At 70.1% G+C, this 12,088-nt stretch carries 9 protein-coding genes; 8 read left to right on the forward strand and 1 reads right to left on the reverse strand.

Features of this window, described 5'->3' with window-relative positions:
- Positions 1 to 243: 243 nt before the first annotated feature.
- Both AMK31_RS33295 and rfbB read left to right on the forward strand, forming a co-directional pair.
- On the forward strand, positions 244 to 1,311 hold the full coding sequence (locus tag AMK31_RS33295) for a glucose-1-phosphate thymidylyltransferase (protein ID WP_073944439.1): 1,068 nt from the start codon (positions 244 to 246) through the stop codon (positions 1,309 to 1,311).
- Positions 1,308 to 2,285 (forward strand): dTDP-glucose 4,6-dehydratase, encoded by a 978-nt coding sequence (rfbB, locus tag AMK31_RS33300; RefSeq protein WP_073944440.1) that lies wholly within the window; start codon positions 1,308 to 1,310, stop codon positions 2,283 to 2,285. The genes AMK31_RS33295 and rfbB overlap by 4 nt, the downstream gene beginning before the upstream one ends.
- Positions 2,286 to 2,360: 75 nt before the next feature.
- On the opposite strand, the gene AMK31_RS33305 is transcribed toward rfbB, so the two are convergent.
- Entirely contained in the window at positions 2,361 to 3,398 is a 1,038-nt protein-coding gene (locus AMK31_RS33305; RefSeq protein WP_073944441.1) for a LacI family DNA-binding transcriptional regulator, read from the reverse strand.
- 201 nt (positions 3,399 to 3,599) lie between these two features.
- Here AMK31_RS33305 and AMK31_RS33310 point away from each other — a divergent pair, with 201 nt between their 5' ends.
- The 6 genes from AMK31_RS33310 to AMK31_RS33335 all read left to right on the forward strand — a co-directional run bounded on the left by AMK31_RS33310 (position 3,600) and on the right by AMK31_RS33335 (position 11,683).
- A complete protein-coding gene (locus AMK31_RS33310) occupies positions 3,600 to 4,874 on the forward strand; it encodes an extracellular solute-binding protein (RefSeq protein WP_073944442.1) in 1,275 nt (424 codons plus the stop codon).
- A 23-nt stretch (positions 4,875 to 4,897) separates the two neighbouring features.
- Complete coding sequence (locus AMK31_RS33315) at positions 4,898 to 5,920, forward strand: carbohydrate ABC transporter permease (protein ID WP_079187039.1); 1,023 nt, start codon at positions 4,898 to 4,900, stop codon at positions 5,918 to 5,920.
- Positions 5,921 to 5,937: 17 nt separating this feature from the next.
- Positions 5,938 to 6,801 carry a sugar ABC transporter permease gene (locus tag AMK31_RS33320; RefSeq protein WP_241842809.1) on the forward strand — a complete coding sequence of 288 codons (864 nt, stop codon included), beginning with the start codon at positions 5,938 to 5,940 and terminating at the stop codon, positions 6,799 to 6,801.
- Positions 6,802 to 6,830: 29 nt separating this feature from the next.
- Entirely contained in the window at positions 6,831 to 8,516 is a 1,686-nt protein-coding gene (locus tag AMK31_RS33325; protein WP_073944443.1) for a glycoside hydrolase family 13 protein, read from the forward strand.
- Entirely contained in the window at positions 8,504 to 9,562 is a 1,059-nt protein-coding gene (locus AMK31_RS33330; protein WP_107468791.1) for a LacI family DNA-binding transcriptional regulator, read from the forward strand. Before AMK31_RS33325 ends, AMK31_RS33330 begins: the two co-directional genes overlap by 13 nt.
- Before the next feature lie 411 nt (positions 9,563 to 9,973).
- Positions 9,974 to 11,683: a carbohydrate-binding module family 20 domain-containing protein gene (locus AMK31_RS33335; protein ID WP_073944444.1), complete on the forward strand. Its 1,710-nt coding sequence runs from the start codon at positions 9,974 to 9,976 to the stop codon at positions 11,681 to 11,683.
- Positions 11,684 to 12,088: the final 405 nt, after the last annotated feature.

A 12,088-nucleotide genomic window follows, 5' to 3' on the forward strand; every position in this document is an offset into this window, starting at 1 on the left:
GACCGGCTGTACGCGTTTCGCCGGCGAACTGCGTTGTGGCGCACCACGGTTGGCGGTTCGGCGCCGAGTCAAACACTTGAACACACGCGGCTGCAAGAGTTTGCGGATCGTTTCAGAAAGTTGTTGCGAGCGAGCGCGGCACTCTGGTTGAGTCGACGTGCTTACGGCGCCACCACGCCTCACGTTCGAGGAGGTACCTGTGAGAACACGCCCCCAGACCGACCCGCCCCCGCGGAGGCCGAGGTGAAGGCCCTGGTCCTGGCAGGTGGTACCGGCAGCAGACTGAGGCCGTTCACCCACACCGGCGCCAAGCAGCTGCTGCCCATCGCCAACAAGCCCGTGCTGTTCTACGCGCTGGAGTCCCTGGCCGCGGCGGGCATCCGGGAGGTCGGCGTCGTCGTGGGCGCGCACGGCCGGGAGATCCGCGAACTGACCGGAGACGGTGCCGCGTTCGGATTACGCATCACCTACCTCCAGCAGCCCCGCCCGCTCGGTCTCGCCCACGCGGTGCGCATCGCCCGCGACTTCCTGGGCGACGACGACTTCCTGCTGTACCTGGGGGACAACTACCTCCCGCAGGGCGTCGCCGGCTTCGCCCGTCACTCCTCCGCCGACCCCGCGGCGGCCCGGCTGCTGCTCACCCCGGTCGCGGACCCGTCCGCCTTCGGCGTCGCCGAGGTCGACACGGAAGGGAACGTGCTGCGCCTGGAGGAGAAGCCCGACATCCCCCGCAGCTCCCTCGCGCTCATCGGCGTGTACGCCTTCAGCCCCGCCGTGCACGAGGCCGTACGGGCCATCACCCCCTCCGCGCGCGGCGAGCTGGAGATCACCCATGCCGTGCAGTGGATGATCGACCAGGGCCTGCGGGTACGCGCCGAGACCACCACCCGGCCCTGGCGCGACACTGGCAGCGCGGAGGACATGCTGGAGGTCAACCGCCAGGTCCTGGACGGTCTTGAGGGCCGGATCGAGGGCAAGGTCGACGCGCACAGCACGCTGGTCGGCCGGGTCCGGGTGGCCGAAGGCGCGATCGTGCGGGGATCACGCGTCGTGGGCCCGGTGGTGATCGGCGCGGGTGCCGTCGTCAGCAACTCCAGCGTCGGCCCCTACACCTCCATCGGGGAGGACTGCCGGGTCGAGGACAGCGCCATCGAGTACTCCGTCCTGCTGCGCGGCGCCCAGGTGGAGGGGGCGTCCCGCATCGAGGCCTCCCTCATCGGCCGCGGCGCCGTCGTAGGCCAGGCTCCCCGTCTTCCGCAGGCTCACCGGCTGGTGATCGGCGACCACAGCAAGGTGTATCTCACCCCATGACAACGAAGATCCTCGTCACCGGCGGAGCGGGCTTCATCGGCTCCGCCTACGTCCGCCACCTCCTGTCGCCCCAGGCGTCCGGCGGTGTCGCGGTGACCGTCCTCGACAAGCTCACCTACGCCGGCAGCCTCGCCCGCCTCGACGCGGTGCGCGGCCATCCCGGCCTCACCTTCGTCCAGGGCGACGTGTGCGACGTGCCGCTGGTGAACGCGCTGGCCGGACACCACGACCAGATCGTGCACTTCGCGGCCGAATCGCACGTCGACCGCTCCATCGCCGACAGCGGTGCCTTCACCCGCACCAACGTGCTGGGCACCCAGGTCCTGCTCGACGCCGCGCTCCGCCACGGCGTGCGCACTTTCGTGCACGTCTCCACCGACGAGGTGTACGGCTCCCTCCCGCACGGGGCCGCCAGGGAGAGCGACCCCCTGCGCCCGACCTCGCCGTACGCGGCGTCCAAGGCGGCCTCGGATCTCATCGCGCTGGCCCACCACCGCACGCACGGCCTGGACGTCCGGGTGACCCGCTGCTCCAACAACTTCGGCCCCCACCAGCATCCGGAGAAGCTCATCCCGCGCTTCCTGGCCCGGCTCCTGTCCGGTGGCACCGTTCCGCTCTACGGCGACGGGCGGCACGTGCGTGACTGGCTGCACGTCGACGACCACGTCCGGGCCGTCGAACTCGTCCGCGTGTCGGGCCGGCCGGGCGAGATCTACAACATCGGGGGCGGCACCTCGCTGCCCAACCTGGAGCTCACGCACCGGCTGCTCGCACTGTGCGGCGCGGGCCCGGAGCGGATCGTGCACGTCGAGAACCGCAAGGGGCACGACCGGCGTTACGCGGTCGACCACAGCAAGATCACCGCCGAACTCGGTTACCGGCCGCGCACGGACTTCGCGGCCGCCCTGGCCGACACCGCGAGGTGGTACGAGCGCCACGCGGACTGGTGGCGTCCGCTGCTCGCCTCCGCGTGAGGGGCGGGGACCGCCGGGCACCGGCCGGCACACCGGCGCCCGGCGGCAAGCCGGCTCCGGAGGCCGGCCGGCCGGTCAGCGTCCGTCCGCCGGGCGCTGCCCGCCCCGCGGGCCGGCGGCGGTGGACCCCCGGACCACCAGTTCCGGCATGAAGACGAACTCGGTGCGCGGCGGCGGCGTTCCGCCCATCTCCTCCAGCAGCGCGTTCACGGCGACCTGCCCCATCGCCTTGACGGGCTGTCTGATGGTCGTCAGGGGAGGGTCGGTGAAGGCGATGAGCGGCGAGTCGTCGAAGCCGACGACCGAGATGTCACCGGGAACCGTCAGACCCCTCTGGCGCGCCGCCCGGACGGCGCCGAGGGCCATCATGTCGCTGGCGCACATGACGGCCGTACAGCCTTTGCCGATCAGCGCGGACGCCGCGGCCTGCCCTCCCTCCAGGGAGAACAGCGAGTGCTCGACCAGCTCCTGGGACTCCTCCGCCGGCAGCCCCAGGTGCTCCCGCATGCCCATGCGGAATCCCTCGAGCTTGCGCTGCACCGGCACGAAGCGTTCCGGTCCGAGCGCGAGCCCGATGCGTTCGTGTCCCAGCTCGGCCAGGTGCGCCACGGCCAGGCGCATCGCGGCCCGGTCGTCGGGCGAGACGAACGGCGCCTCGATCGCGGGGGAGAACCCGTTGACGAGCACGAAGGGCACGTGCTGTTCGTGCAGCCGGGCGTACCGGCCGGTGTCGGCGGTGGTGTCGGCGTGCAGTCCGGAGACGAAGACGATGCCGGACACCCCGCGGCTCACGAGCATCTCCGTGAGTTCGTCCTCGGTCGACCCTCCCGGTGTCTGCGTGGCCAGCACGGGGGTGTACCCCTGACGCGTCAGCGCCTGCCCCATGACCTCGGCCAGCGCGGGGAAGACGGGGTTGTCCAGCTCCGGTGTGATCAGGCCGACCAGCTCGGCGCGGCGCTGCCGCGGCGGGAACTCGTAGCCCAGCGCGTCGAGTGCGGCGAGCACGGAATCGCGGGTGTCGGTGGCCACGCCACGCGCACCGTTGAGCACGCGGCTGACCGTGGCCTTGCTGACGCCCGCCCGGGCTGCGATCTCGGCGAGCCGCATGGTCATGGCACCGCACTTTACCCGCCGGCCGTGAGCGCTGTGCCCACCGCGACAATGGCTGAAAACACTTGCAGCAATTTGCCGCAACGTCTTTCGCCGCCTTTTCGACCCTGTTACGTTCCTGGCAACCCCGGCGCCGCGCGGACGCGGTTGGCGTGAGGCGTTCATGCCTCCGCCCAATTCCGGGATCACTCATGGGAGTTCACAATGCGGCGTGGCATTGCGGCCACCGCGCTGGTCGCGGCGCTGGCCATGACGGCTTCGGCATGTGGCGGGGACGACGACGGCCAGACCGGTGCCGGCGGAGCCGGCAAGGAGCTTTCGGGAACCGTCACCTTCTGGGACACCTCGAACGAGGCGGAGAAGGCGACCTACCAGGCCCTCGCGGAAGGCTTCGAGAAGGAGCACCCGAAGGTCGACGTCAAGTACGTCAACGTCCCGTTCGGGGAGGCGAACGCCAAGTTCAAGAACGCGGCGGGCGGCAACTCCGGTGCTCCGGACGTGATGCGTACGGAGGTGGCCTGGGTCGCGGACTTCGCCAGCATCGGCTACCTCGCCCCGCTCGACGGCACGACCGCCCTCGACGACGAGTCCGACTACCTCCCGCAGGCCGCGGCCAGCACCAAGTACCAGGGGAAGACCTACGCGGTCCCGCAGGTGATCGACACCCTGGCGCTCTTCTACAACAAGGAGTTGCTGAAGAAGGCCGGTGCCGAGGTGCCCGGTTCCGTCACCGAGCTGAAGACGGCCGCCGCCGAGATCACCGAGAAGACCGGCGCGACGGGCCTCTACCTGCGAGGCGACGACCCGTACTGGTTCCTGCCCTACCTCTACGGCGAGGGCGGCGACCTGGTCGACGAGAAGAGCAAGACCGTCACGGTCGACGACAAGCCCGGCGTGGAGGCGTACCGGGTCATCAAGGACCTCGTGGACAGCAAGGCGGCCATCACGGACGCGTCCGACGGCTGGAACAACATGCAGAACGCCTTCAAGTCGGGCAAGGTCGCCATGATGCTCAACGGCCCGTGGGCCATCGAGGACGTCAGGGCGGGGGCGCGGTTCAAGGACGCCGGCAACCTCGGCGTCGCCCCCGTCCCGGCCGGCAGCGCCGGGCAGGGATCCCCCCAGGGCGGCTGGAACCTCTCGGTGTACGCGGGCTCGAAGAACCTCGACGCCTCCTACGCCTTCGTGAAGTACATGAGTTCGGCCGAGGTGCAGCGGCAGACCACCGAGAAGCTGAGCCTGCTGCCCACCCGCAAGTCCGTCTACGAGGTGCCGGCCGTCGCGGACAACGAGATGGTGAAGTTCTTCAAGCCGGCGGTCGACAAGGCCGTGGAACGGCCGTGGATCGCCGAGGGCAACGCCCTCTTCGAGCCGATCCGGCTGCAGATGGCCAAGGTGCTGGCCGGTGAGACCAGCCCGGACAAGGCGGCCGCGGACACCGGCGACGCCTATCGCAAGCTGCTCAAGGACTACAAGTAGGCCACGGGGAGACTGACCGACCAATGGCTGTCGAGACCAGCCAGTCGGTGACGAAGGCCGCGGGCACACCGGGTGCCCGCGGCCGGGGCCACCGCACTGACCACAAGACCCCCAAGCCCCCCGGGCGGCTGCGCAAAGCCCTGGCCACCCACTGGTACGCCTGGAGCATGGTCGCCCCCGTGGTGATCGTGATCGGCGTGATCATCGGATACCCCCTCGCGCGCGGCGTCTGGCTGTCCTTCACCGACGCCGACGAGGCCAACGTCGAACGCACCATCGGCGTCAACCACATTCCCGCCACCTACGAACACGTCGGTCTCGACAACTACCGGGCGATCCTCGGCGACGGCGTCTTCTGGGACCGGCTCGGCTGGACCGTGCTGTGGACGGTCAGCTGTGTGGCGCTCTCCTTCGCCCTCGGCCTGGCACTGGCCGTCATGCTCAACCGCACCTTCAAGGGCCGCACCCTGTACCGCACGGCACTGATCCTGCCCTGGGCGGTGCCGGCGTTCGTCTCCGTGTTCACCTGGCGCCTGCTGTTCAACGAACGCAGCGGCCTGTTCAACGAACTGCTCACCGGCGCCGGTTTCGACCGGATCTCCTGGCTGAACGACCCGACCTGGGCGAAGATCTCCGTCATCGCGGTGAACGTCTGGGTAGGCGTGCCGTTCATGCTGATCGCCCTCCTCGGCGGCCTGCAGTCCATCCCCGCGGAGCTCTACGAGGCGGCGGAGATGGACGGGGCGAGTCCCTGGCAGCGTTTCCGCCACATCACCCTGCCGGGGCTGCGGTCCGTCTCGAGCACGGTCATCCTGCTCAGCACCATCTGGACCTTCAACATGTTCCCGGTCATCTTCCTGCTGACCCGGGGCGGGCCGGGTGACGCCACAGAGATCCTGGTGACGTACGCCTACCGTCTGTCCTTCGTCATCAGCCCGCGCGACTACTCGACGTCCGCCGCCTGGGGCGTGCTGATCCTGCTCCTCCTGGCACTCGTCACGGCGGCCTACCGCCGCGCACTGCGCAAGCAGGGAGACACCTGGTGACCGACACGACCGCGCACATCTCCGCCGGCACCGAGCCGCACGGCCCCGTGCGCAAGCGCGGCGACCGGAGCCCGCTCGCCTCACTCGGACTGCACCTGACACTGCTGGCCGCCTCCGTCGTCGCGGTCTTCCCCCCGCTGTGGCTGCTCGTCACCTCCTTCAAGCCGAAGACCGAGGCGTTCGACACCTCGCTCGTCAAGGACTTCACGCTCGGCAACTACAGCCACGTCGTACGCGACACCGACTTCCTGTCGTGGCTGCAGAACTCGGTGATCGTCGTCGGCCTGACCACGCTGATCGGCGTCTTCATCTCCGCCACCACCGGTTACGCGGTGAGCCGCTTCCGCTTCCCCGGCATGCGCCCCCTGATGTGGATGCTGCTGCTCACCCAGATGTTCCCGGTCGCGGTGCTCATCGTGCCGCTGTACAACCTGCTCGCCGACCTCGGGCTGCTCAACCAGCCGGTCGGCCTCGTCGTCACCTACCTCACCGTCGCCGTGCCGTTCTGCGCCTGGATGATGAAGGGCTACTTCGACGGCATCCCGGTCGAGATCGACGAGGCCGGCCGGGTCGACGGACTCAACCCGTTCGGAACCTTCTGGCGGCTGGTGCTGCCGCTGGCCAGGCCGGGGCTCGCCGTCACCGCCTTCTACACCTTCATCACCGGGTGGGCGGAAGTGGCCTACGCGTCCGCCTTCATGACCGGTGAGGAGAACCTCACGCTCGCCGGAGGCCTCCAGACGTTCGTCAACCAGTACACGAGCGACTGGGGTGCGCTGACGGCCGCCGCCGTGATCATCGCGGTGCCCGCCGCCATCGTCTTCGGTCTCGTCGCGCGCCACCTCGTCTCCGGCCTCACCGCAGGCGCCACCAAGTCCTGACCGTCCCCCCCCATAGCAGGCAGGAATCCATGACCCAGTACCTTGCCGAACCCGGCACCCGCACCCGACCCCCCGGCCCCGGCGAGCGCCCGGGCTGGTGGCGGGACGCCGTGATCTACCAGGTCTACCCCCGCAGCTTCGCCGACAGCGACGGCGACGGGGTGGGCGACCTCCAGGGCATCCGCTCCCGGCTGCCGTATCTGAGGGACCTCGGCGTCGACGCCGTCTGGCTCAGCCCCTTCTACGTCTCACCCCAGGCCGACGGCGGTTACGACGTCGCCGACTACCGGGCGGTCGACCCCATGTTCGGCACGCTGCTCGACGCGGACGAACTGATCCGGGACGCGCACGCCCTGGGACTGCGCGTGATCGTCGACGTGGTCCCCAACCACTGTTCCGACCAGCACGACTGGTTCCGGCGCGCTCTGCGCGAGGGCCCCGGCTCCCCGCTGCGCGACCGCTTCCACTTCCGCCCCGGACGCGGACCCGCGGGGGAGGCTCCCCCCAACGACTGGGAGTCCATCTTCGGCGGCCCCGCCTGGACGCGCACCGAGAACCCGGACGGCACGCCGGGGGAGTGGTACCTCCACCTCTTCGCTCCCGAGCAGCCCGACTTCAACTGGGAGAACCCTGCCGTCCGGGACGAGTTCCGCTCCGTGCTGCGGTACTGGCTCGACATGGGCGTCGACGGCTTCCGGATCGACGTCGCCCACGGCCTGGTCAAGGCCGCGGGACTGCCCGACATGGGCCGTACCGGACAGTTGCAGCTGCTGGGCACCCAGTCGCTGCCCTTCTTCGACCAGGACGGCGTGCACGAGATCTACCGGTCGTGGCGCAGGATTCTCGACGAGTACCCGGGTGAGCGCATCGGTGTCGCCGAGGCGTGGACGCCCAGTGCCGAACGTACGGCGCACTACCTGCGGGCGGACGAGCTGCACCAGGCGTTCAACTTCCACTATCTGGGTGCCGGCTGGGACGCCGGGGCGCTGCGCCGGGCGATCGACGAATGCCTGGACGCCATGCGCCCGGTGGGCGCGCCCAGCACCTGGGTGCTGTCCAACCACGACGTGGTCCGGCACGCCACGCGCCTCGCCGTGGGCAGCCCCGAGCAGGGGCTGCGCCGGGCCCGCGCGGCGACGCTGCTGATGCTGGCCCTGCCCGGGTCCGCCTACCTCTACCAGGGTGAGGAGCTCGGCCTGCCGGAGGTGACCGAGCTGCCGGACGAGGTGCGACAGGACCCCTCGTTCTTCCGGGACAACGGGCAGGACGGGCTGCGTGACGGCTGCCGGGTGCCGATCCCGTGGTCGGGGACCGAGGCGCCGTACGGCTTCGGGCCCGTCGCGGGCGGACCGAGCTGGCTGCCGCAGCCGGAGAGCTGGAGGCATCTGTCGGTCGAGGCACAGTCCGGTGACCCCGGGTCGACGCTGGAGCTCTACCGCAGCGCCCTGGCCCTGCGCCGGGAGCATCCCGCGCTCGGTGCCGGAGACGGCGTCGAGTGGCTGGAGGCCCCCGAAGGCGTCCTCGCCTTCCGTCGCACCGCGCGGGGCCCGGGCGACGGACGCCGCGACGGCGACCTGATCTGCACCGTGAACCTGACCGGCGCGCCGGTGCGGTGGACCGTGCCGGGGCGGCCGCTGCTCAGCAGCCGCGAGCCGGTGCCCGAGGGCGACGCGGCCGAGCTTCCCGCGGACAGCACCGTCTGGTGGGCGGTGTGATCCTGCCCCTGACGCGGGGTGCCGAGAGCGGCACCCCGCGGCTCACCGACATCGCGGCCCAGGCCGGGGTCAGCGAGGCCACGGCGAGCCGGGTGCTCAACGGCAAGCCCGGCGTCGCCCCCGCCACCCGGCGACGGGTGGTGGCCGCGCTCGACGTGCTCGGCTACGAGCGGCCCGTACGCCTGCGCCAGCGCAGCGCCGGCCTGGTCGGGCTGGTGATCCCGGAGCTGACGAACCCGATCTTCCCGGCTTTCGCCCAGGTCATCGAGCAGGTGCTGGCCGGGCACGGATACACGCCCGTGCTGTGTACGCAGATGCCCGGCGGGTCCACCGAGGACGAACTGGTGGAGCAGCTGGAGGACCGGGGCGTCACGGGCATCGTCTTCCTGTCCGGGCTGCACGCGGACACCACGGCCGACCCCGTCAGGTACCACAAACTGGCCTCGCGCAGCCTGCCGTTCGTCCTGGTGAACGGATACAACGAGCGGATCACGGCGTCCTTCGTGTCGTCGGACGACCGGTCCGCCGTGCGGATGGCGGTGCGGCACCTGGCCGATCTGGGCCATGTGCGGGTCGGGCTCGCCGTCGGGCCCACCCGTTTCGTGCCGTCGCGGCGCAAGGCCGAGGGCTTCGCCGCGGCCGTGCACTCCTTCTGCGGGACACCGGCCGGAGAGGCCGAACGCCGCATCGAGCGGACCCTGTTCACGGTGGAGGGAGGCCACGCGGCCGGAGCGGCGCTGCTGGACAAGGGATGCACGGGCATCGTCTGCGGCAGCGATCTGATGGCCCTGGGGGTGATCCGCGCGGCACGCGAGCGCGGCCTGTCGGTCCCGCACGACGTCTCGGTGATCGGTTTCGACGACTCGCCGCTGATCGCTTTCACCGATCCCCCGCTCACCACGGTTCGCCAGCCGGTGCAGGCGATGGCGACCGCCGCGGTGGGCGCGCTGTTGGAGGAGGTCGGCGGGACCCCGGTGCAGCGGACCGAGTTCGTCTTCCAGCCGGAGCTGGTCGTGCGCGCTTCCACGGCCCGGCGGAACGGATGACCGCACCGGCCGGGGGAGAGGCTCCGCAGCCCGGCCCTGGTCGGGGCGGCGAGGCGGCATGAAGGCTGCGGAGCCCCGGCCTGGAGATCCGGTCCGGCGGACCGGGCGCGTGGACCCGAACTCGACGGGTCTCCGGGCCGCCGGACCGGACGTTGATTGAACGTAACACCTCTGAAACGCTTGTGAAAGACCTTGCATCGCACCAATTGGCGTCGCGGCCAGTGACGTTGAAGTTTTCGTGGAGAGAACGGCAAGTGCTGACGGGAGGGTTGACCGACGGTTGGCTGACTCGTACGGTCTCGACCGCAAGAACTTGCTGAGTGTTTCAGCAAGCATCCCCACAGGCCTGTCGGGCAAGGCGCGTTGCTGCGTGAAGGCCTCTCATCCCCACCAGGTGGATCAGGAGGAACGATGGCCAACAAGACCGTGGCCGCTGCACTCGCCCTCGCGGCGGGAGCCGCTGTGGTCGTCACGGCGCCCGGCACCGCGCAGGCGGACCCGCCCGGCGACAAGGACGTCACCGCGGTGATGTTCGAGTGGAACTTCAACTCGGTCGCCAAGGCCTGTACGGACGACCTCGGACCGGCCGGATACGGGTACGTGCAGGTGTCACCGCCGAACGAGCGGGTGCAGGGCCCGCAGTGGTGGACCGCCTACCAGCCCGTCAGCTACAGGATCGCCACGAAGCTGGGCGACCGCAACGCCTTCAAGAACATGATCGACACCTGTCACGCCGCCGGCGTCAAGGTCGTCGCGGACACGGTCATCAACCACATGGCCAACAGCGCCGGCACCGGCACCGGGGGCTCCTCCTACAGCAAGTACGACTACCCCGGCCTGTACTCGAAGTCCGACATGGACGACTGCATGAAGGACATCGACAACTACGGGGACAGCTGGAACGTCCACCACTGCGAACTGGCCGGCCTGCCCGACCTCGACACCGGCGAGGAATACGTCCGCAAGACCATCGCCGGGTACATGAACGACCTGCTGTCCCTGGGGGTGGACGGCTTCCGCATCGACGCCGCCAAGCACATCCCGCCGGGCGACCTCGCCAACATCAAGGGCCGGCTCAGCGACCCGGGCGTCTACTGGAAGCAGGAGACCATCGGGGCCTACGGCGAGGCCGTGCAGCCCGGCCAGTACACCGGCACCGGCGACGTCCAGGAGTTCTCCTACGGCAGAGACCTGAAGCGCGTCTTCTCCGGCGAGAAGCTCGCGCACCTGAAGAACTTCGGCGAGGCCTGGGGCTACGTCTCCAGCGGCAAGGCGGCCACCTTCGTGGCCAACCACGACACCGAGCGCCACAACGCGACGCTGACCTACAAGGACGGCGCCAAGTACACACTCGCCCACGTCTTCATGCTGGCCTGGCCCTACGGCTCGCCGGACGTCCACTCCGGCTACGAGTTCAGCAACGACGCGGGCGGACCTAACAACGGCCAGGTCGACGCCTGCTACACCGACGGGTGGAAGTGCCAGCACGCCTGGCGCGAGATCGCGAGCATGGTCAAGTTCCGCAACACCGCGGGCAGCGCGGAAGTGACCAACTGGTGGGACAACGGCAACAACGCCATCGCCTTCGGCCGCGGCAGCAAGGCCTACGTCGCCATCAACCACGAGTCCGGCTCGCTGACCAGGACCTTCCAGACGTCGCTGCCCGCCGGCACCTACTGCGACGTCCAGAATGGCAAGCCCGTCACCGTGAACGGCTCCGGACAGTTCACCGCCACCCTCGGCGCCGACACGGCCCTCGCCCTGCACACCGGCGCGACCAGTTGCACCGACCCGGGCGGCGGGGACCCCGGTGAGGAACCCGGCACCACGATCGGCGCCTCCTTCAGCGTCGACGCCACCACCGTCTGGGGCGAGAACATCTACGTCACCGGCAACAAGCCCGAGCTGGGCAACTGGAACCCGGCCGACGCGCTCAAGCTCGACCCGGCGGCCTACCCCGTCTGGAAGCTCGACGTCGCGCTCCCGGCCGGTACCTCCTTCGAGTACAAGTACCTCCGCAAGGACGCCTCCGGCAAGGTCACCTGGGAGAGCGGCGCCAACCGCACCGCCACCGTCCCGTCCAGCGGCAGGACACTGCTGAGCGACACCTGGCGCGGCTGAACCAGGAAGGCGCTGCGTCCCGCCGACCGAGGAAGGCGCTGCGTCTCGTCGACCGAAGGACCGCCCGGTTCGCCCGCGATGGCGAACCGGGCGGCACGCCGTGTGCGCGCCGGATCCCGCCGACGCGCAGCAGGCGACCCGGCCCGTTCGACGGTCGAGTCGACGGCAGAGAAACGGTTGAGAATCGGCTGAGAAGAAGAAAGGCCCATGACCGGATTACCCTCCCGGCGCGGAACCGCCCGGGTTTCGGCCGTCGCACTGTTCCTGTCGGTGCTGTCGGCCCTGCCGCCCACCACCCCGCCCGCGGACGCCGCGGCCCCTGGGCCCTGTCGTTTGGATCATCCCGGCGTCGCAGGATCTGGCACGCCCATCTGCCGCGTTGTCGTCAGTCGCCGACGCGCCGCG

Source organism: Streptomyces sp. TSRI0107 (assembly GCF_001905845.1).
Classification (GTDB): domain Bacteria; phylum Actinomycetota; class Actinomycetes; order Streptomycetales; family Streptomycetaceae; genus Streptomyces.

Coding starts and splice junctions, on each gene's coding strand:
- AMK31_RS33310 (WP_073944442.1), top strand. CDS start 3,600: ATGCGGCGTGGCATTGCGGCCACCGCGCTGGTCGCGGCGCTGGCCATG.
- AMK31_RS33335 (WP_073944444.1), top strand. CDS start 9,974: ATGGCCAACAAGACCGTGGCCGCTGCACTCGCCCTCGCGGCGGGAGCC.
- AMK31_RS33315 (WP_079187039.1), top strand. CDS start 4,898: ATGGCTGTCGAGACCAGCCAGTCGGTGACGAAGGCCGCGGGCACACCG.
- rfbB (WP_073944440.1), top strand. CDS start 1,308: ATGACAACGAAGATCCTCGTCACCGGCGGAGCGGGCTTCATCGGCTCC.
- AMK31_RS33325 (WP_073944443.1), top strand. CDS start 6,831: ATGACCCAGTACCTTGCCGAACCCGGCACCCGCACCCGACCCCCCGGC.
- AMK31_RS33305 (WP_073944441.1), bottom strand. CDS start 3,398: ATGACCATGCGGCTCGCCGAGATCGCAGCCCGGGCGGGCGTCAGCAAG.